The sequence below is a fragment of the Nocardioides marmorisolisilvae genome (assembly GCF_031656915.1).
Classification (GTDB): domain Bacteria; phylum Actinomycetota; class Actinomycetes; order Propionibacteriales; family Nocardioidaceae; genus Marmoricola; species Marmoricola terrisoli.
Map to the genome: position 1 here is coordinate 1164885 of NZ_CP134227.1, position 18407 is coordinate 1183291.

Annotated in this window: 13 protein-coding genes; 4 read left to right on the forward strand and 9 right to left on the reverse strand. The window is 66.1% G+C overall.

Annotation, left to right across the window (positions count from 1 at the left end; translation table 11 throughout):
* Positions 1 to 312 precede the first annotated feature (312 nt).
* Both Q9R13_RS05580 and Q9R13_RS05585 read right to left on the reverse strand, forming a co-directional pair.
* Positions 313 to 801 carry a PaaI family thioesterase gene (locus Q9R13_RS05580; RefSeq protein WP_310964077.1) on the reverse strand — a complete coding sequence of 163 codons (489 nt, stop codon included), beginning with the start codon at positions 799 to 801 and terminating at the stop codon, positions 313 to 315.
* A complete protein-coding gene (locus tag Q9R13_RS05585) occupies positions 798 to 1427 on the reverse strand; it encodes a TetR/AcrR family transcriptional regulator (RefSeq protein WP_310964078.1) in 630 nt (209 codons plus the stop codon). The genes Q9R13_RS05580 and Q9R13_RS05585 overlap by 4 nt, the downstream gene beginning before the upstream one ends.
* Positions 1428 to 1537: 110 nt before the next feature.
* On the opposite strand from Q9R13_RS05585, the gene Q9R13_RS05590 reads away from it, so the two are divergent.
* The 3 genes from Q9R13_RS05590 to Q9R13_RS05600 are packed head-to-tail and all read left to right on the forward strand — an operon-like array spanning position 1538 to position 6344.
* Positions 1538 to 4579 carry an MMPL family transporter gene (locus Q9R13_RS05590; RefSeq protein ID WP_310964079.1) on the forward strand — a complete coding sequence of 1014 codons (3042 nt, stop codon included), beginning with the start codon at positions 1538 to 1540 and terminating at the stop codon, positions 4577 to 4579.
* Positions 4580 to 4601: 22 nt separating this feature from the next.
* On the forward strand, positions 4602 to 5780 hold the full coding sequence (locus Q9R13_RS05595) for a cytochrome P450 (protein WP_310964080.1): 1179 nt from the start codon (positions 4602 to 4604) through the stop codon (positions 5778 to 5780).
* A gap of 36 nt (positions 5781 to 5816) precedes the next feature.
* Positions 5817 to 6344, forward strand: a complete 528-nt coding sequence (locus tag Q9R13_RS05600) for a hypothetical protein (RefSeq protein WP_310964081.1) — start codon at positions 5817 to 5819, stop codon at positions 6342 to 6344.
* 813 nt (positions 6345 to 7157) lie between these two features.
* Here the strand turns inward: Q9R13_RS05600 and Q9R13_RS05605 are convergent.
* Positions 7158 to 8237: an IS110 family RNA-guided transposase gene (locus Q9R13_RS05605; RefSeq protein ID WP_310962367.1), complete on the reverse strand. Its 1080-nt coding sequence runs from the start codon at positions 8235 to 8237 to the stop codon at positions 7158 to 7160.
* A 204-nt stretch (positions 8238 to 8441) separates the two neighbouring features.
* The gene (locus Q9R13_RS05610; protein WP_310964082.1) at positions 8442 to 9680 is read right to left on the reverse strand and encodes an IS110 family RNA-guided transposase; all 1239 of its coding nucleotides are present in this window, start codon (positions 9678 to 9680) and stop codon (positions 8442 to 8444) included.
* A 603-nt stretch (positions 9681 to 10283) separates the two neighbouring features.
* On the opposite strand from Q9R13_RS05610, the gene Q9R13_RS05615 reads away from it, so the two are divergent.
* Positions 10284 to 10436 (forward strand): hypothetical protein, encoded by a 153-nt coding sequence (locus Q9R13_RS05615; protein ID WP_310964083.1) that lies wholly within the window; start codon positions 10284 to 10286, stop codon positions 10434 to 10436.
* Here Q9R13_RS05615 and Q9R13_RS05620 read toward each other — a convergent pair.
* The 5 genes from Q9R13_RS05620 to Q9R13_RS05640 form a co-directional block, all read right to left on the reverse strand.
* The gene (locus Q9R13_RS05620; protein ID WP_310964084.1) at positions 10423 to 11241 is read right to left on the reverse strand and encodes a nuclease-related domain-containing protein; all 819 of its coding nucleotides are present in this window, start codon (positions 11239 to 11241) and stop codon (positions 10423 to 10425) included. The two genes, Q9R13_RS05615 and Q9R13_RS05620, sit on opposite strands and share 14 nt — an antisense overlap.
* A 47-nt stretch (positions 11242 to 11288) precedes the next feature.
* Positions 11289 to 13241 (reverse strand): hypothetical protein, encoded by a 1953-nt coding sequence (locus Q9R13_RS05625; protein ID WP_310964085.1) that lies wholly within the window; start codon positions 13239 to 13241, stop codon positions 11289 to 11291.
* Entirely contained in the window at positions 13238 to 13537 is a 300-nt protein-coding gene (locus tag Q9R13_RS05630; RefSeq protein WP_310964086.1) for a hypothetical protein, read from the reverse strand. The genes Q9R13_RS05625 and Q9R13_RS05630 overlap by 4 nt, the downstream gene beginning before the upstream one ends.
* 275 nt (positions 13538 to 13812) lie before the next feature.
* Complete coding sequence (locus Q9R13_RS05635; protein ID WP_310964087.1) at positions 13813 to 15036, reverse strand: dsDNA nuclease domain-containing protein; 1224 nt, start codon at positions 15034 to 15036, stop codon at positions 13813 to 13815.
* Positions 15037 to 15049: 13 nt separating this feature from the next.
* Positions 15050 to 18406 carry a DUF499 domain-containing protein gene (locus tag Q9R13_RS05640; RefSeq protein ID WP_310964088.1) on the reverse strand — a complete coding sequence of 1119 codons (3357 nt, stop codon included), beginning with the start codon at positions 18404 to 18406 and terminating at the stop codon, positions 15050 to 15052.
* Position 18407: the final 1 nt, after the last annotated feature.

Sequence of the window (18407 nt, forward strand, 5' to 3'; positions counted from 1 at the left end):
CTTCGCGCCACTTAAGCAGCACGCTCGCGGCGTTGTTCACGCAGTCACGTCACCGTTCACGATCCAAGTGGGGGCGTCATCCCTCCCGACACGCACGCCGACAGCCATGTCAGCCCAGCGTGCGACTCGCACCCTTCCGTCGTCACACGGCAGAGGAACAGGCACCAGCCGGGAGTACCGACCGGGAGTACCGGTCGCGCCCGTGTCGAACCCGACCGCGCTGAGATCCCGCAGAGTCCCTCCGCCACGGTGCGCTTGCGACCGTGGCGCCCACGGGAACTTCGGGGATAAAGCGGCCCACCCACGTCTTAGTCATCGCGGCCTGCCCTGGTCGAAGTGGGTCACGTCCACCCTCAGGAAAAGGGCCGAAGCGAAGGCGACAGTTGGTCCTCCGGTCTCACTCATGTCGGCCTCCACGAAGAGCTTGCGCCCTTCTGTCCGGACGACCCTGGCCGCGAGCTCGTAGGTGGTGCCGAGGATGACGGGCGAGTCGTAGCGCACCTCGAGCTTCCGGGTCACCGCTGGACTGCCGGTGAGGTAGAGCAGGAACCCGAACAGGTCGTCGAGGACCGTTGCCACGGCGCCTCCGTGCGCGATCCCGGGAGCGCCGACGTGGCGCTCGTCGAAGACGTGAACCGCATGCACCTCGTCGCCGCGACGCTGGACGGTGAGGTGATGGCCGTGGGGGTTGTCGGGTCCGCAGGCGAGGCAGTGGTCGTGGTGCGGCGGAAGCCGGGCGCCGTCCTCGTGCGGCCGGAACTTCTCGTTCCAGCTCGCGAGGAGCTCATCCAGGCTGGTCACGGCCGCTCACCCGATTCGTGGTCATCGCGAGTGCGAGGTGTCGCGAGACCGTCGAGGATCAGTTCGCAGATCGCCGCGGAGAAGCGTGCCGCATCTGCGGACGCCTCAGTTGAAGACCCCTCGACCGCGGCGCTGAGACCGGCCACGGTGATGGCACCGAAGACGCTCATCGCAACGGCACCCGGATCGGCGACCTGGCGCAGCGAGCCGTCGGCGACGCCCTCGGACAGGAGCTTCTCGATCGGCTGGTAGAACGCGCTGCGCAACGCCTCAGCGAGGTCGGGCAGCCGAGTGGCGCGGCCGAGGTCCCCCACCAGCGCCCGGCACAGGAACGGATGCTCGACCATCACGCCTAGTTGGGCTGCGACGGCGGCCTCGAGCCGGGTTCGGGCGTCCTCTTCAGTGGAGACTGCGACGCCGACCTCGCCAGCGATGAGGTCAAGCAGGTCTCCCAAAAGGAATGCGAGGACCCCGTTCTTGCCGTCCAGGTGGTAATAGATCGTGGCCTTCGGGATACCCGTGGCTTCGGCGATGTCGTCGATCTTGGTGCCGTCCAGACCGCGCTCGGCGATCAGCTCGGCCGCGCCGTAGAGCTGACTGGCCAGCTTCGCCGGAAGTTTCCTCACCGCTCTCACTCCTCCCCTTGTGCCCCACCGTGCCAACTGGCCTCGACGTCGACCACATCCTATGTTGTACTGCCAGTACAACATTTCAGTCCAGAGCATTGGTGCGGGTGATGGGTCGCGGACCACGAGCCGGAAGCAGCGGACCGCTGAGGTCTGCCCTCAGGCTGGGGCACCGCTTCCCATCGATCGTGGTGCTCGGCTGGGTGCTGGCCGCCGCCGCGCTCTCGCTGCTGGTCACCCCGCTGGGGACCGTGGTCGAACGCAGCAGCACTGCCTTCCTGCCCGAGGACTCACCGACCCTGCACGGGCTGCGGGTGATGGACACCGCGTTCGGGTCGGGCAACACCCACTCGTATGTGTTCGTGGTCATCACCGACGACGACGGCCTGGGCGTGGGGGACCGCCGCGTCTACGCCGACCTCGTGAGCACCCTCCAGAAGGAGCCGGAGCGGGTCTCGGAGGTCCAGGACTACCTCGGCAAGCCCGAGGCCCGGCGCTCGATGACCAGCAAGGACGGCGAGGCGACCTACCTGGTCGTCGGGCTGCGATCTGCGGTCGGCTCCCCGGCCTCGGACGAGGACGTGAAGTGGCTCCGCTCGGCCGTCGAGGACCTCGATGCTCCACCCGGAACGGAGGTGCACGTCACCGGTGACCCGGCGATGATCTCGGATCTGACCACGGCAGTGAACGAGGCCTCGTTGAAGATCACCGCGGTCTCGCTGTTCTTGCTGGTCGGCATCCTGTGGCTGGTCTACCGCCGGGTCGCGACTGTCCTGGTGTCGCTGGTGACCATCGGTGTCGCATTGTTGTGCACCCGCGGCGCCCTGGCCTGGGCAGGTGAGCACGGGCTGGCCCTGTCCACCTACACCGACGCTTTCGTGGTGGCCATCACCTTGGGGGCAGGGACCGACTACTGCGTCTTCCTCATCTCACGATTCCGGGAGGAATACGGCAACGGCCTCGAACCCCTCGATGCGGTAGCCGAGGCGGTCTCCCGGGTCGGGCCGGCCTTGCTGGCCTCGGCGGCCACCGTCATCCTCGGCGCCATCTGCCTGGGTTTCACCGACCTGGCCATCTTCGCCACCACCGGTCCCCCGATGGCGATCTGTATCGCGGTCACCCTCGCGGTCAGTCTCACCTTCACCCCCGCCCTGATCCGCTGGTTCGGACCGCGGATCGGGCCAGCTCCGGCACCGCGACCGGACTCGTGGTGGGTCCGCACCGGCCGCCTCGTCGGGCGCCACCCGGCCCGGATCCTGGTCGCCGGGGTGACCATGCTGGTCCTGCTGGCCCTCGCGCTGCCCACGATGCAGCTCTCCTTCGACGAACGCGCCGCCCAACCGCCCGACACCCCCAGCAACCTGGGCCTCGCGGCGATGGCCGAGCACTTCCCACCCAACCAGACCCTGCCCGACTATCTGCTCATCCGCTCCGACCACGACATGGCCAACACCCGCGACCTGGCTGTCATCAACTCCGTGAGCACCGCGGTCGCGAAGGTCGACGGCGTCAACCAGGTCCGCAGCATCACCCAACCGGCCGGAAGGCGACTGGAACCCGCCTCCATCGCCAACCAGCTCGGGAAACTCGCCCGAGGACTCCACCAGGCCGACCGCAAGCTCGAGTCCGGGGAACCCGGGCTGGAACGCCTCGCGTCCGGGGCCGGCGACCTCGGAGACGCCCTCGGCCAGGTCTCCGCAGGCGCCGGGAAGGCCCAAGACGGCGCCGGGAAGCTCAGCGACGGCAGCCGCCGCATCGCCCACGGCCTCGGGCAGGCAGCCGATCACACGAGCCAGGCCGCCAGCGGCGCCCGCCGGCTCCGCTTGGGCGCCGCCGCACTGGCCGCCGGGCTTCGCACCGCACACGACCAGGTCGCCCAGGCCGTCGAGGGCCTCGGCAGGATCGTCGAAGCCCTGGAGGACGATCCGATCTGCACCGCCGACCCGATCTGCAAACGCTCCCGTGAGGGCCTGCGCAAGATCTACACCGGCGAACGCGACCGGCTCCTGCCCGGGCTGGCCCACGCGGCCGCGGGCGCGGAACGCCTCGCCGCCGGTGACGGACGCCTCGCGACCGGGCTCGACCAGCTCGCCGCCGGCCTCCGCCAAGCCCAGTCGGGCAGCAACCGGATCGCCGAGGGCCAAGCGCTGTTGAGCGAGAAGCTCGGCGAGCTCGAGGGCGGCACCGACCGGCTCGCCACCGGTGCCGCCGGCATCGCACCGGGCATCGAGCAGCTCCTCACCCAGACCGAGAAGCTAGGCAACGGGCTCGACGACTCCGGCGACTACCTCCAGGCCGTCAACCAGCGCGCCGACACCCCCGAGGCCGGCGGCTTCTACCTGCCCGCCTCCGCGCTCGGAAAGCCCGACTTCGCCCTGGCCCGCAACCAGTTCCTCTCCGAGGACGGGAAGCTCGCGCGCATTCAGGTCACCGGCGACACCGACCCCCTCACCCCCGCCGGCCAGGAGCGCTACAACGAAGTCCAGGACGCCGCCGAACAGGCCATGAACAACACCCGCCTCGACGACTCCACCATCCTCGCCACCGGCGCCGCCGGCCTGGGCGCAGACCTGGCCCACTACCTCGCCCAGGACGCAGTCCTCGTGGTCCTCGCCGTCCTGCTCATGGTGCTGCTCATCCTCATCCTCACCCTCCGCGCCCTGGCCGCACCGCTGTACCTGCTCGCCTCCGTCGTCCTGTCCTGTGCAGCCGCCCTGGGGTTGACCACGCTCGTGTTCCAGCACCTGGCCGGACAAGACATCCACTTCACCGTCCCGGTCATCGTCTTCGTCCTGCTCGTCGCGGTGGGCGCGGACTACAACATCCTGCTCATGAGCCGGATGCGCGAAAGCGGTCTCGCACTGGACCGCAACGAGGTCGCCCGCGCGGTCACCGCCACCGGACCCGTCATCACCGCAGCCGGCCTCATCTTCGCCTCTACCTTCGTGGCCCTGCTCTTCTCCCCCGTCGAGGCGCTCGCCCAGACCGGCTTCGCCGTCGCCGCCGGACTCCTGCTCGACACGTTCATCGTCCGCACGCTGGTCGTACCCGCCTGCGCGGCGCTCTTCGAGGACCGCAGCTGGTGGCCGCACCGGAGGCCGAACCGCCCCGTCGCAGCGCGGCCAGCCACCACATCCGAGGCACGCGCGTGACCCCACGACCGAGAGAGATCCCATGAGCAACCAGCAGCTCACCTACAGCCCGTTCGACCCAAAGGTGATCGCGGACCCGTACCCCGTCTACCGCGAGCTGCGCGACAACGCCCCCGCGTACTGGTCACCAGACGCGAGCTCGTGGGTGCTCAGCCGCTACGACGGCGTCTCCGCCGCCCTCACCGACCCAGCGACCTACTCCTCCGCGTCCGGCATCTTCCCCACCCCACCCGGGGTGGACATGACCGAACTGTTCCTGCCCATGCTCATCATGAGCGACACACCCCGCCACACCCAGCTGCGCCACCTCGTCAGCAAGGCCTTCACCCCCCGCCGCATCGCCGGTCTCGAAGCAGGCATCCACACCCTCGTCGACGACCTCCTCGACCAAGCCCCCGAAAGCGGCCCTTGGGACTTCGTCTCAGGGTTCGCCGGACCCCTCCCGGCCATCGTCATCGCCGACATGCTCGGCGTCCCGCGCGAAGACCGCGACCAGTTCCGGACCTGGTCCACCACCCTCATCCAGTCCAACCCCACCCGAGGCGAGTTCGGCCCCGGCCTCGACGCCGCCGCGGCGCTCTATGAATACTTCGCGGCGTTCCTCACCGAACGACGGGCTCAACCCCGAGACGACCTCATGACGGCACTCGTCCACGCCGAAGTGGACGGCGAACACCTCAGCGAAGACGAACTCCTGGGCTTCTGCCTGCTGCTGCTCGTCGCCGGGCACGAAACCACCACCAACCTGCTCTCTAACAGCGCCGTCATACTCGCCCAGCACCCCGACAGCCGACGGCAGCTCGCAGACAACCCACATCTCGTGCCGACCGCGGTCGAGGAACTGCTCCGCTACGACTCACCGGTCCAAGGCCTTGCGCGCACCCTGACCCGACACCTGGACCTGCACGGGCAACGCATGAAGGCCGACGACACCGTGCTGCTGCTCTTCGGCTCGGCCAACAGAGACGACCACGCGTTCCCCAACGCCGACCACTTCGACATCAACCGTCACCCCGAACGACAGGTCGCCTTCGGACGCGGCATCCACTTCTGCCTCGGCGCATCCCTAGCCCGCCTCGAAGCACGCATCGCCCTGCAGGCACTCCTAGCCCGCCGACGTGACTGGGACGTCGACCTCGACTCAGCGCTCCGACTTCGCTCCGGCCCGATCCGCGGCTACTCCTCGCTGGCCCTGCAGTAGGTCAGGCGCACCACCTCATCTTCGAAAGGAGCAACCATGAAGGAAGGACCCAAGCCAAGCCGCGCCAGCGTCCTCCACGACGTGATCGAGGAGATCCTTGTCCGGAAGGACGGACAGATCCCCACCGACATCGAAGGCATCGACACCTTCTTCAACGGCATCGAAGACCTCGCGAACGCTCTTCTGCTTCGATGGCACACCCGCCTGGTGGCATCGCTAGAGCGGGGACTCGCCGACGAGCCCGAGGACCGCGAAGAGGCCGTTGTCGAGGCCTGGCGGCACGCCACCTGGATCTACTGGGGCGTGCGGAAGGTCATCGACGACCTCGCGGACCACCCTCCCACCGAAGAAGTTGCTCATGCCGTCCGCGCGACCGCGCACAACGACTGGGCCGCCATGGCCGTCGCCGCCGGGCTGGCCAGTGCCTTCGATGAACCAGCAGTTCGAGTCGGCCACCGTCTCGAATTGGAAGCGCGACGACGCAACATCGTGGAGCAAAGCACCGCTCGCACGCCTCGGCCGCGAACCGTGCTCGGTAAGGTCAAAGCCATGATCACCGGTTGAGGCACCAGCGCCCAGAAGCAGAGCCTGCGGCGGGTGGTCGTCCAACCACAACGGCGTCTCTCAGCTTTGCTTCTAGCGCGGCCTCGTCCATCCACTTCGGTCGGGTCTTGGCGATGATGAGTTCGGGGTCTTCGCGCGGATGGCTTCCTCAGAAGGAGCGATGAGAACTCCCCAGAACCCGCCCATCCTGTAGTCGTTGGCGACCAAGTATTCGCCCTCCCCAAGGACGGCGGGCAGGTCGTCCCGATCGGCCATGCCGTGAGAATCTCGCGCCCGTCGGTCGCTCGCTCATGGCTGCCATGGGCGGGCGCATCGACTGCGTCCACTCCCCCGCCCGCCAGGAAGATCCGACACAGGGCACGGAGCTCGACGGCCCGGAGCGATGACCCCGACTCCCTAGCAGACCCGCATCCGTTACAAGCGTGGTACAAATTGTCGAAAGTCCTCGACGTTTGCGCAGGTCAGCATGGGTCAGTCAGTCAGTACTACGACATCTAATCCAGCGTGGGCTGATATGTGGGCCCTGTCTGTCAAGAGGGCAGGGTGAGGCGCCGCCGGCACTGGGTGTGCTGGCGGCGCCTCTCTTGGTCTGGGGCTGTGGTCGTCTTGTCGCAGCGTGTCGTTGTCGACGCGCGGTCGATGCTGATATGCGCGGGTTGGTTACCGCAGGACGGCGTGCGGCAGGAGTGGTCGGCTTCTCTGAGGTCGAGCGTCACGAGCTTTTTCGTGGCTCACAGCCCAATCGCGGACGGGGTTCTCCTCGCGCTGCTCGTCAAGACGGTTGACGGGCCAGGCCAAGTCTTCGTAGGCCGGCTACTCCAATATGGCTAGTGACCAGCACCAGCCGGCTAGCTCACGCGCGATCGCGGTGTTCGCGACGGTGTTCTTCTTGTGCCGGCGGGTGTAGCTGGCCCAGCGTTGGTTGAGTCGGGTGTTGCCCACGTGCGCGCGCACGCGTGCCGCTTCTGGGGCCTGTTCCCAGCGGGCTCGCAGAACCGCACCGACGGTGTAGCGGGGCTTGTGGTGCCAGGCGGCCTCGATCAGTAGCCGCCGGGCGTGGCTGTTGCCGGTCTTGGTGATCGAGCCCTGGCGGCGGGACTGGCCGCTGGAGTGCTCGGAAGGGACGAGTCCGAGGTAGGCGCCGATGCCGTTGGCGTTGAATCGCTGCCAGTCACCGAGCTCGACGGCGAGCGCGAATCCGGTCAAGGTCGAGATACCGCGCAGGCAGCACAGTCGACGTGTCACGTCGGTGAACTCGCTGTCTGCGGCGACCTGGGCGATCAGCTTGTCGAGGCGATCGCGGCGCGCGACGGCGAACTCGATGGCCTCGAGGTCGGCCTCGTAGGCGCATCGGGTGCCCAGCTCCTCGAAGCGGATCCGATGCAGCCACCCATGGTGCTTGGCCGACCAGGTCTGCCCGCCGTAGTAGACGTGTCCGTGGCGCAGCAACAGCTTCGAGACCCGGTGCCGGGCGCGCATCAGATCGCCGCGGACGTCCTCACGGGCCCTGACAAGGTCGCGTGCCGATTCTTGGGAGATCGTCGGCACCCGGACGCTGGTCACGTCGTCGTTGCGCAGCAGCTTGGCAAGTTGCAGCGCGTCACGGGCATCGGTCTTGACCCGATCACCAGCCGGACGAACGAGCTTGGACGGTGCCGCGACCTCGCACCGCAGCCCGGCCGCAGCCAGCGCTCGGGCCAATCCGAACCCCGTCGGTCCTGCCTCGTAGGTGACCGCGACCGGACCGGGCAGACGAGCCAGCCATTCCAGGACGATCTCGTTCGAGGGGATCAGCCGTTCCTTGAACAGCTCGCCGGTCGTGGTGTCGATCGCCGTCGCGACGACCGACCGTGCATGCACATCGAGTCCAACACTCGTACGCTCAGTGAACACCGGGGCCTCCTATGCCTGTGGATAGGTCGAGCAGGCCGCTCCTGCCCGATAACCCACGTTCATGCATGTGAGAGGCCCCGGCCCGCAACCCCCTCACGTCGAGGCGGTCACGTCATACCGTCTGATGCCCGCCTGCTAGGTGCCTAAAACGGCCCCTGACGCGAAGATTCACCCCAAGTGGGTGGGTCTTCGCGTCAGGGTGTTTCATGACGCTTTGTCCAGGGTGACTTGGTAGCCCATGGCCTCCAGTTGTCGGATCGCTCGGGTACGGGCTCGTTCGGGGTTCAGGCGGGTGTAGTAGTCCCCGCCGAGGTCCTCGTAGAGTTCGCCGGTGGTGCCCATGTGCCAGATCGCGATCAGGAGCGAGTGTTGGATTGCGACGTTTGCGCGTTGCGGCCCGCGGCGCAGGCTGATGCGTCGGTAGCGCGCGCCGAGGTAGGTGTGGGGATGCTGAGCCGACCACATCGCTGCCTGGCCAAGGGCTCCTTGCAGGTAGGGGTTGCCGGGACGAGTCTGTGTCGACTTCTTCTTGCCCGCGGACTCGTTGTTGCCCGGTGTCGTCCCGGCCCACGAGGCCAAGTGCTTCGCGGTCGGGAAGCGGGTCATGTCCGCGCCGGTCTCGGCGATGATGACGTCGGCGACCAAGGCTGCGATCCCGGGGATCGAACAGATCAGGTCGCGGAAGCCCTGAAACGGCTCGATCACCACCTCGATCCGCGCGGTGAGTTCCTCGATGGCAGCAGTGTGCCGGTCGATCAGGTCCAGGTGCACCCGAGCGAGGAAAGCATGGTGCTCGGTGAACCGGCCAACCAGCGCCTCGGTCAGCTCAGGGATCTTCGACCGCAGCCGCCGCTTGGCCAGGTCAGCCAACCCGGCCGGGTCGCGGTCGCCGGCGATCAGCGCTTCGAGCATCGCCCGCCCTGACACGCCCATGATGTCGCTCGCGACCGCAGACAGCTTGATCCCGGCATCCTCGAGCAGCTTCTCCAGCCGTTGCACCTCCCGGGATCGTTCCCGAGTGATCGCGGTCCGGGTCCGGGTCAGGTCGCGCAGTTGCCGGATCGGCTCCGGCGGCACGAACGAGCCCCGCACCAGGCCATGCGCGCCGAGCTGCGCTAGCCAGGTTGCGTCGGCGACGTCGGTCTTGCGACCGGGCAGGTTCTTCACATGCCGGGCGTTGACCAACATCAGTTCCACACCTGGCAGGTCCTCGAGCAGGTAGTAGAACGGCTTCCAGTAGTCGCTGGTCGCCTCCATCACCACACAGGTGACCTTCTGATCGATCAGATGCTCACGCAGCGCAAGGACCTGGTTGGTCATCGAGCTCCAGGTCGTGACGGTCTCGACCGTCTTGCGGCGCCCGGCACCGGCGATCCGGACGCACACCTTGGCGTCCTTCTTCGAGATGTCCAGCCCGGCGCATCGGCCATGCACCACTTCCATCGACTTCCTCCTCCTGGTGTCCACAACGGGTGTCCGTCGTGGGGAGGACCGGGAGTAATCGGAAGTCTGACGCTCGGGCTCATGGCACCAATCCACGGTTCCCGTGGAAGTCCTCCGCCGCCATGCTGACCTGCGGGCTCACGGGCACCAAGGGGCCTTCCGGGGTCGCCACGACGGACGAAACCACGATCCACCCCGACCGGCGCGAACCGCAACGGCTGCACGGGAATCTTCGCGCACCACGGTGCGCCCAGCGAAGCCGGCGCCGCGTTGCTGACCTGCGCAAACGTCTTCCAACGTTTGCCAGCGTCAGGGGTCGTTTGTCGTTGACGTGCGGCCAAAATGCGGCCCAAACGGTCCCAGCGGGTCGTGCGGCCCCGGAACATGTCAAGTCCAAACTCACGCCTGATCGGGCACAGCCCTACCCACTTGCCAACCTCGTGGCCGCCGCCGTCCAAACGGGCATACACCCGCGCGAGTGAGAAGTTGCCAACTCCCGACGCGCCGCGCGCGGGCCGGATAACGCGGCAGACTTCACCGCCCGCCGCTCGGCTACACAAGCCGGACCGGCTCGACCCGCGCCCGGATTCTGAGGATGCCCCCGTGGACGCCATCTACAGCCGACGCCACGCATCCAGCCGGCTCGAACGACTGCTCGCCCATCTCGTACCGGCCAAACTGGCTCAGCAACCTGTCGCCACCCGCATCGACTTCGCACGCAGCGAGGACCTAGAGGTGGAGGTCACGCAGGCTTGAAGTGTGCGGCCAGCGCCTCGCGCATGGCAGCAACCTCAACGGCGCCCTCGGCCTCGACCAGGAGTTTGGCGAGCCGCTTCGGCCAGAGCACCTGCACCCCACGGGTTTCGAACGCACCGCCGATGAGCGGCCAGTCTGCCTCGACGAAGCAGAGCGATCCCGTGATCGGGATGTCACCGAGCAAGTCGTGCACGAGGTCCACCTGCTTGAGCACGCCGTCGACCAACTTGGTGCAGTCCCGTCGACCGACGAGTACCTTCTCAACCCGGGGCCGCAGGAGCCCGCCCTCGATTTTCAGCTCGGGTCGACCCTTGTACCGCTTGGCGTCGATCACCCAGATGCCTGCGCGGGTGATGACGATGTGGTCGATGTTCGCATTGGTCCCGGGGATGCGACGATCGTGAAGGACTGCGACCGACTCCGACGCCAATGAGTCGAGTCGCGCGCCGAGCCGCTCTTCACCGACGGCACCGGTTGCCCACGCCTTCGTGCTCTGCTTCTCGTCGGCGAGCGCAACGGCGATGCCGCCGAGCTTGCCCCACTTCTGGCGGAGCCGCTCCTCATCTTTGAACTTGCGCCTTTCGTACTCACGGCGAGCAGATGATCCTGCGACTCCCGGGTCTTCGTCTGCGACCAAGGCAGGCGGCTCCTCGGCACCGACTTCGACTCCCGGCACCACGACTTCGACCACGGTCGGGCACTCAATGCATCGGACGGTCTTGGTCGTCCGCTCGTAGATGGCATCGGCGCGGGCTGAAAGGTCGGAGCCACAGAGGCGGCACGCTCCGGCGTAGCGGAGCCTCATCCGCTTGTCGTCGGACCCCTCAACGGCAGGCGCTGGTGCACCATCCATCACACTGTCGACGTCTCATCGCCGGTGCTCGATTCGCTGCCGATCAACCGGGAATCCTGCGCCAGCGTCAAAATGATCCGGTCGGACATCTCGTCAGCCACCTCAGGTGGGAGATCGTTATCAACGATGACGAGCTGCAATTGCTCTCCGTACTGGTCTGCAACTTCACCGAAGAGCTTGTACATGTCGACGATGCGATCACCCTCGAGTCCTTCCTTGCCGGAGTTCGCGGAAACGCCGTCAAGGATCAGGAGCCCGGGCATATCGAGCCCGCGATCAATGGCCACTGTGTGGTGCGCAAGCGCGTGAGCGACATTGACTAGCGTCTTGAGACCCTGGCTTGAAAGCTCGTCGAAGTTTCGAGTGCTCACTTCGGGGAGGTAGGTGTTCCGATTGATCTTGACCGTCAACAGGTCACCGAGCTGTGGTACGTGCAGGCGGGTCAAGTAGTCAACGATCCGCTTCTCAAGCGCGTCGATGTTGTCGTCGGCGACCGCAACGCTCGTACTGTGCGCTTCGATCTGCGCCTCCAGCTCAAGTTTTTGCGTTCGCAGCTCATCCAGGTAGCCCGACTGATCCGACTGCCTGTCGATCAGCGTCAGATAGCGCTTGATCCATTCAACATTCGCCTCAACGGTTGCCGTCTCGGCTGCGACGCTCTGCAACTCAGCAGCCTGGGCGGACACGAACTCCTGCGTGAGGTTGTTCAGCTGCCCGGAGAGCGCTGCCAGCGAGCCCGACACCTCTTCTTCCCGTAGTCGCAGTTCGTCCAGCGTCTTGGTCCGCTCGGCGATCAATTGGTCGGTCTCGGCGATCTGATAGGTGACTCGGTCCTGCTCCCGGATGAGCGCGTCCCGGTCAGGGGCAGACGTTGGTTCGGGTTGCTCGCAGAGATAGCAGATCGGCGACGAGGTCCGGTGCTGGTCGACGTCCTGGCCGCAACGAGGGCACACGACGAAGTCGAAGTCGACCATCCATTCGTCTGCGACGATCGAGCGGGTCAGCCTCTTGGACAGCCCTGTGAGTTGGCGCTGGAGGTCGCCGAGGTCCCTGAGTTGGGACTGATGCTGCCGCACTTCGGCACGGATGGAATCGAGTTCTTGACGCGCATCAAGTAGTCCTGCGCGCGTTCGGCCGATCTCCGCGCCGGGCTCAGCAGTGCTCGATCCACTCAGACTCTGAGCCTGGTCACGAAGCTCGGCCAGTCGCGCTTGTTGCTGCGCGAGCTGCGTCTCCAACTCTTCGGGCTTGCCGATCGTGGTCCCCGCGAGGAACTGCCGAATGACCTCGGCCTCGCTCTCGGAGGCACGGATGGCCAAGTCCGCTCGGCGGAGGCTGGCAGCGAGGTTCGCCATTTCCTCGTCGTAGAGGCCGTAGGCAATCTCGAAGACCCAGCGACGCTTAAGGTCGCGGAACGGGTGCCTGTGTCCGAACACCTGCGTATCGAGATCGTCGCCAGTGACGATGCAGTACAGAAGCCAGTCGTTGATCGTGACCGGAGACAGCTCGTTCGTGGGCTCTCGGCGCGCCCGAGGAACCGACACAATGGGCAAGCCGAGCTGAGCGAGCAGGAATTCGCCGTAACCGCCCTGGCCCCCCGCGGGCAGACGTACGGCGAGCCCGTCCTCGCCCGCCTGGTCTGGAATGGACGCGACCTCAACCGGCGCTTCGTTGGTCGTCACCATCGGCCGGTAGATGTTCCATGCCTGTACGCCAAGAAGCACACGACCCTTGATCGCGCGCACTGCGGCCGTCTCCGGCGGCAAGTTATTCGGAATGCTGCCCAAGAACGCATGTATGAGACGAATCAGCGTTGTCTTGCCCGTGGTGATGTCGCCGCGCACCAAGTTGAGGCCCTGCTGGAAGGCGACCGTGCGCAAACCCCCAACCAAGTCGATCTCGTCAAGTCGGAGATCATGGCGAATGGTCGCTTCGCTTGGCTGTTCGGTCATGTGAGCTCCTCGTGCCACGTCGCATCCGCCACCTCGGGGAGGTCGTAGAGCATCTTCTTTAGTGATTCGCCGGTCAGGTCGAGATGGCGGCGCAGCAGCGTTATGCGTCCGACTACTTCGTCGAACGCTCCGTCGATCTTGAAGTGCTCCACGAGGGCGGCGCCCGGCTCGGTGGTGCGGTAGCCGAGTGCGTTGGTCCCCTCCGCCGGCACGACCTCGATGAGACCGCGCCCGACAAGAGAGCCGAGAACGGCGAAATAGCTCGGGTCCCATGGGCCGTATCGGTAGCGCATCATCCGAGACTCCAAAGGGCTGTCCTGTCGGTCGAGAGTCTGGCGCTCGCTATCGCGCACACCCCGACTCGCAAGGACCGTCGCAAGGTGGCGGGGGTATCGCAGGAGAAAGTCCAGCTTCGCGAGCTTCACGCGACCTTCTAGTGTGCGGGGTCCGGTGGTCTTCCTGCTGAAACCGTCGATCAACAGGAGCACACGAGCCTCCGCCTCGCGAGTCGCCCTGAAACCTGCACGTCTTGAGTCCGTCGGGTTCTGCGGCACGATGTCGTCGCTTGCGCTCATGTGACCCCCCAGCCGAATCTGCACTGGTCCGACACGCTGCATAGGTGGCCAACGACCAGTCGGTGGTCACGGTTGTAGACACCGTCTACGTCAACAGCGGCCGTGTTCGCGACGTTGCCCATCAAGCTGTGGAAGATGTGTTCTGCCGGTCTCTGCAAGGTCGTCCCATTTGACGCGGCCAAGGATGCGATTGAGCCCGCGGCGGCAAGAAGGCGCGTGTCCAGCGCGACCTCTGACTCAGGCGTCATGGCACCCGAGGCCCTTGAGCCGGTCGCCGCGACGTCGGCGTCCGCTCGTGCGAGGAGGGCGCTCTTCACTGTCGCCTCCGAAGCTCCGGCACGGACGAGTTTGAGCTCCAAGAGCGAAGCCTCACCGGACGCGGCCCGTGCCACGAGGTCCTGGTCAGTGTCCGCAGCCCATGGCGGGCAAAGCGATCGGAGCTGTTGGTCGGTGAGGGTTTGGGCTGAGATAGGCGACCACGCATCAGCAGAGGTCGGAGCATTGCGCGCTGCTTGCATAGCGCTCCGCACACTCTGTGGTGTCGCACTGGCGCTCTGCGCAGCCTCCGCGGCCTGAAGGAGAGTCTCGTACAGCCGCTCAACCTGCTCCATCGAATGTCCCGGCCAAATCGCGCCGATCAGCCTGATGTTGACGGCATCTACAGCCTGCCTCGCCGGCTGGCGGCTGTGAATCGCGAGCCTCTTGAGGAAGTCCGTCAGCTTCACGCCGGTCAGACCAAACCCACGAATCTTCTTCTTAATCTCCTCCGACGCCGACGACGGGTCGGCGAAGAATTCGGTAGTCGTCTTGTGCTCGGACGGCGGGCCTTCGAGCCAGACTTCGAACCTCGACAGGCTCGAAATGCCTGCCTCGTCTGCAAGCTTGTAGGAGGCCACGAGTCGCTCGATGGCATGCCCGGCTTCGCAGATCTTGGCTGCACTCCAGGAACCCTTGTCTCTCGTCTTGAGCTGAGCGAAGCGGAACCCGTCAGCTTGGACGATCGCGAGGTCCTCGACGTGTTCGCACACGACGGCGAGCACTCCAGTACCAGCGAACACGCCTAACCACGTTCTGATCGCGAGCTTGGCCTGCCAGACATAGCGCTCGAACGTGGTGATTCCGGTGGGATCAGATGCGAGGCCGGCGAACGCAGCAAGGTGCTCCGGGCCAGGCGACCCAGAGGCATCTTCCACGCCGCTCGTGGCCTCGTCAGTTGACATGATCGGACCGGGTTCAGCTCTCCTCGAAGCCCGACTGGTCGAACTTGAGGGTGCGAGCGTTCTCAGACACGGTGCGGACCTTGCCATCCTCAAAGCCAACCAGGTTGGTGGCTTCGATCTCGATGCGGACGGTCAACGCCGTGCCGTCAGCTGCGCGGAGGTTGGCGATGACCTCGTCGGCGATGTTCTTGAAGTCCACCGCGATCTTGTCGGAGTTGAGAGTCTTCACGCCGTAGAAGCGGGTCTTGGGCTTGGTGAAGACAATGTCGACCTTCGGTGCCGACGGGTCGTGTGTCGTGGGTCCACCGTACTGATCAACGAGTTCAGCCAGTTGCTCCTCGGGCGATGCCTTCGCTGCCGACTCGGCCTCGCGCTGCTTCGACGCGACGTCGGGCCGCACGAGCAGGAGCGTGTCGGTGGCGACCGGCGCCGGGCCCTTGTCGTCGGGGGTCCAGAGGCCGATGTAACGGCCGGCGGCCTCATCTAAGCCGGTGGCCAGCGCAAATGCGTCGGTCACCCAGATCATCGGCAGGTCGACGATGCCTTCGTTGAGGACCTTCCGGTCCCGCAGCCGCGGCATGTAGGGGTACTGCGAATAGAGGCCCCACAGTGAACCGAGGGTGACGTGGCCGTCCTTCCAGATCTGCGGCACCTTGTTGATTGCCAAGCGAATCGTCGCAGCGGCCTGCCTGGTCGAGAGATCACCGTCGTTCCCGAGGCGCCGAGAGACGCGCTCGGCGAGCGACTCGGACTGACCCTCGACCTTGGACTCGCGGATCAAGAACGGCGAACCCGGGTCCGGCTGCGTTGGGACGAGTGCCCAGGTGAAGGACTGCAACAACCGAGCGGTCACAGTCTGGTCGGCCTGCGCTTGACGCTGCGCCGCCTGGTTCTTCTGGTTCTGCGTGAGGTCGAGGTCGGACTCGTTGGCGAGGACATGCGTCCAGCCGAGGTAGTCGCGCGTCGCGGCGTCGAGCTCTTCGAGTCGTGCCTCGTCGGCAGCGAGGTAGACGACTGTGTTGCGGTTGGTCCGATTGGCGCTGCCGCGCTGTTCGGTCGCCTTCTGCGCGAACGCCTTGGCCTCCGACTCGGACTTGCCCTTGTGGGCGACCTTCGGGTGAAGGATCACAAGCCGGGCTTCGTCGGTGTCTGGGATGTCGGCGTTCGTCTCCGGACAAACGTGAACCCCCGCGAAGTCACCGCGCGTGCGGCCCTGTCCCTGGAGCCGCTTAACGATCTCAGCCCACACGTCCTCCTTGTGGAGTCGCTCGGCCTGGTCCTTGGCGGTGCGAGTGATGTTGGGCTGGAGGTCGTACCAGTACTTGCCCGAGCCGGAGTAGAAGTACGTCGCCCGGTCGCCGAGGGAGGTCAGTGCGGCGTGGAAGTTGCCGGGCACATCGCCGGGGACCGCCGTGCCAAGGAAGACACGCTGGGTGCCGATGCCCTTGCGGGTGGAGCCGGGCGCGACGGTCGGGGCGGCACCGAAGAACACGGTGCGGGCCAGGCGCTTGGTCAGGGCACGCTGGCCGAAGAGCGGCTTCTCCTTGTCGATGCGCGCTGGCTCGGAGTTGGGGCCGTCGACGTCGGCGTCGATGATCGTCTTCCACGAGTCCTGGAGGTACTGCGTCAGCTCGGCGTTCACGTTTGCCGTAGCGAGCGGTATCGAGCCGGGCATGATCAGCGGCGATGCATCCTCACCCGTCCAGAGTGCGTGAATGACGGTGCTCATCAAACGCAGAACACCACGGGTGCGCTGGAACCGTTCCAGCGAGGACCACTCTTCGTAGAGCGTGTCGAACAACTCCGGGTGGATCGGGTACGTCCGCTTGATGCGGTCCTCGTACGCCGCGTCCCGAACCTCGCGCGGGAAGTCGTCGGTGTACTTGCGGTACATCTCGACGTACGCCTTGGCCGTCGCGCCGATGGAGGCGAGACCGGCGGCGTCCGGCTGCTTGAATAGCCTCTGCTTGACGATGTGGTACGCCTCGTCGGACGAAGCCGGACGCCACTGGTCCGCAACGCGGCGCACGACGTTCTGGAGCCGCTTGAGTGCTTCGAGACCGTTAGCGCCACCGACCTCCTCGGCGTTGCCAACTGCGATCTGAGCATCGTCGCCACTCTCCGACGCAGGGATCGAGATCGCCAGCAGCACCCCAGACGTGCCCTTGGATGCTTCGGTGAGTGACTGCGCGAAGGTGAACTGGTCGTCGAACGTGCCACCGGCGAGGTCGTCGCGGCCGACGAGGGACCGCGCGTACGCCACCCACTCGTCGATCAGGATCACGGCCGGTGCGTACTTGCTCAACAAATCGTGGAGCGCATCGCCCGGGTGAGTGCGGTCACCGTCAGCCTTCGCAACGAGCGCGTACGCCTCGGGGCCGCCGAGCTGCCATGCCAGCTCGCCCCAGATCGTGTTGACGTGCGTGCCGTCGTCCTTAATGAGACCGGACGGGCTGAAGTGATTGCCGACGATGGCGACTCGGTTGACCTTGGTGCCCTTGTAGCCGTTGGCGAGCAACAGCTCCTGCGTCTCCTGCGGGAACTCACCTACCGGCAGGCCTGCGGCGACGTGCCACAGCGACAGCATCGAGTGGGTCTTGCCGCCACCGAAGTTGGTCTGGAGGTTGATGACCGGCGAAGCGTTGTCGTCGCCGGACAGACGGCGCACCGCCCGGCCGATCAGGTCGCTGAGACCTTCGGTGAGGTAGGTGCGTTTGAAGAACTCGACCGGGTCGGCGTAGTCGGCGTCGACCTCCCCGCCCGTGGCGACCTTGTAGAGGTCGGCGGCGAACTCAGAGGCGTGGAAGTTGCCGGTGGCGACGTCGTCGTGCGGCTGAAGCACCTCGCGCCACGGCTTGAGACCGCCCGTGGCCTCGGGGTTGTCCACGGCGGCCTTGAGGACCTTCTTATCGTCACGATCAGCGGTGACTCGCCGCAGGTTGAGTCGGATCGACCTGACCTGGTCTGCCTCCGCAGGCTTGCCCAGCAACGTCATCAACCGCTCGGCTGTGTCGAGCGCGCGGTAGGCGTCATCATCGGTGAACGACCCGTTGTGTGCCCAGGTGTTGCGGGCATTCTTCAGCTCGGTGGCGAACGCCTCGCCAACCCGACCCAGGGTGTCCGAGAACGGATACCAACGGGGCTTCACATTGTTGGTAATCGAGGACTCCGTCAGCATGCGCAGCTGGACTTGAGGGTCGAGGGGGTCGTAGACCTTGCCTGCGTGACCATCCTTCGCGGCGACGAGCTGTACCCAGTTGGCGCCGACCGCAGCGTCGACAGCACCGATCACTGACGAGATGTAGTCGTCGAGCGCGGGCGCGATGACCTCGAACAGTTTGCCGATGCGGTCGCGATTGCTCACAGCCATG